Genomic DNA, 2,483 nt, shown 5'->3' on the forward strand with positions numbered 1-2,483 from the left:
GTATGTCTCCTTAAACTCGCCGACCGCGAACACAACATCAGCACCGTCACAGCTCTCATGGCTCGCCTCCGGAAGGGTTTGACCGCGGCATTCTATAGACCTTGCCCGAAGAGGCAAACCGCGTCGCAGGACCGAATCGCGGCGCACGGACCTCCGCACGTCAATTCGCCCTGCCCAACATCCGATAACATGTGCCACCGCGCCGGCAGGAGATCGGTCGGGCGAGCGTATACACAGAATATCAACTCATATCAGGGTTTGGGTCCCCTGGCCGCGAGGCCTACATACATGCGTCACCTGGCCTGGGGCCCCTAGCCCAAGTTGCGCAGTTCAGCGAGTCGAGCGGCCCTCGCGATAGCGCCAGGGCCGATTTTCGGCGAAAGTTTTGACTACATCCGCACGCCCAATCCCTGCCACTGGGGCTCGCCCAGACGGGAAGGAAGCTTCAGCCCCAGGTGGTTCATAAGGATCCGCTGGGACTCATCGGGCGTCGTCACGCAACGGATCCGGATCGCCCGGCCCGTCGAGGTCGGCAGCACCACGTCGTTGGTCTTGATCCGGGCCAGTTCCTCGATCACCGGCCGAGGACCGTTGCCTAAGCCGGATCGAGACATCCATTGCTCCAGGGTCTTCCAGATCACGTAGGCCAGGAACGAGAACAGGATGTGGGCCTGCACGTGCTCTTCGTAGTGGTGCCAGATCGGACGCAGGTGCAGCTCGCTCTTGTGCGTACGGAATGCCGCCTCGGCCTGAGTCAGTTGGATGTACGTCAGCCACAGGGCTTCGGCCGTCCAGTCCGTGAGGTTGGTTCGCAGCAGGTAACACCCCTCGCTCAACTCGGCCCACTGACGCCACGCGGCACGCTTGGTCCAGGTGACCTCGAGGTGCCCTTTGACGCCCGCCCGTTCGATCTCGGCCACCTTCACGTCGAAGAGGCCGGCCGCCCGCGAGTTCCGGCCCAGAATTCGACCGATCTGCCGTTCGACCTGGCTGCGGTCAGGCTTTTTCTTCGCCCGATCGAGACGGCCGGCAAGCTTGGTGAGAGCATCTTCAATGCGTTTCTCGAAGCGGGCATGCATCGCCTTCTCTTTCTCGCGACGGGCGGCACTGCGGCACAGAATGAAGGTTTCCTCACCTTCGGGGCCTGAACACAACTTGACTTCGACGCCTTCCTGGACCTCCGTCCAACCCTGGTCCACCAGCGCCTGCTCATACGAACGCAGCATCGACTTCGGCGTGCCCACGATGTATTGGCCGCCCCGATCACGCAGGTAAGCCAGGTTCTCCTCGTGGACCATACCCCGATCCATCACCCAGATTCGCCGGGCCTGGCCATACCGCTTCTCCATCGTCGCCACGATCTCCTCCAGCGTCGTCGCGTCGTTCCGGTTGCCATCGAACACTTCGTACGCCACCGGCAGCCCTTCACGCGTGACCACCAGACCGATGCACACTTGCTTGCAATCCGGCCGTTTGTCACGGGAATAGCCCCGCTTCGCTTGGGGATTGGCCTTGGCTTCACCTTCGAAGTAGGTCGAGGTGATGTCGTAGAACATCAGATCAAACTGGGCATCGAACAGCGTCGTAAACCGCTCCTTGAGATGCTTCTCGATCGCCTCCTTGTGCGGCAAGACACGGGTGTGGGCCCGGTAGAGCCGATCCTTGTTGACCTCGTTTGCCGAAACGCCGAGCAGATCATCCAGGGCGGTCCGTTCGTACCAAGTGTCCGCGATATGGAGCTCACTCGACGGCTCGCAGAACCGCCCCAAGGTCAAGATGGTCGCTACTACCGACCAGGGAACCTCCTCCCGACCCCGGGGAATCAGACGTTCGAGAAGATCGTCCAGTCCCAAGGCCCGCCAAAGCGTCAAACCAAGATAGACATCGCCGAAATCGCGGGTCCGTTCCACGCGGGCCCCCCGAACCCGAACTTCAACTTTCTCGGGAACCGGCTCCGGGGATGCGGGCCCGTCAAAAAGCGGAAGCACGGGCTCCGGTCGATGGTCCAGAATGCGGGCCACGTGGGCCCACCCCGCTCGTTCTGACCCCTGTAATTCCCCCAGGTAGGCAACCACTTGGTGTCGGGGGCCGCGAGCGGTGCGAACCGATTTGACCAACGCCCAGTAGGTGCGGCGTTTGCCATTCCCAGCAACACGAATCCGTTTCAGGAACATCAGCGCGCCCTCCATGGCATCCACCAAGTTCCCAGGATGGAAGACCGGGTTCAAGGGGGTAGGTTTTGACTACATCGCAATCCGCAATGCGATCGGTGAGAAAAACCGCCTCTCACGTCACGGCAGGCGGGGAGGGCTTGGCGAAGATTTTCTATTTTCGGTCCGAACTGCGCAACTTGGGGTAGGAGTTCCGCCTGCCTGGCCGCAAGCCAATCACGCATCTGGCGGCCATGACAGGCGGGACAGGCGCGATTGCGGCAGCCGTGGTACACCCAGAACCGGTGGTCGCAATCGCGACATTGATATTGA

General features: G+C 61.5%; 1 protein-coding gene and 1 pseudogene. Both read right to left on the reverse strand.

Going from position 1 to position 2,483, the window contains the following annotated elements:
- Positions 1–389: 389 nt before the first annotated feature.
- The gene (locus tag GY769_20355; GenBank protein ID MCP4204276.1) at positions 390–1,910 is read right to left on the reverse strand and encodes an IS1634 family transposase; all 1,521 of its coding nucleotides are present in this window, start codon (positions 1,908–1,910) and stop codon (positions 390–392) included.
- A 443-nt stretch (positions 1,911–2,353) separates the two neighbouring features.
- Positions 2,354–2,483: pseudogene (locus GY769_20360) on the reverse strand (IS91 family transposase).

This window comes from bacterium, assembly GCA_024224155.1.
Classification (GTDB): domain Bacteria; phylum Acidobacteriota; class Thermoanaerobaculia; order Multivoradales; family JAHEKO01; genus CALZIK01.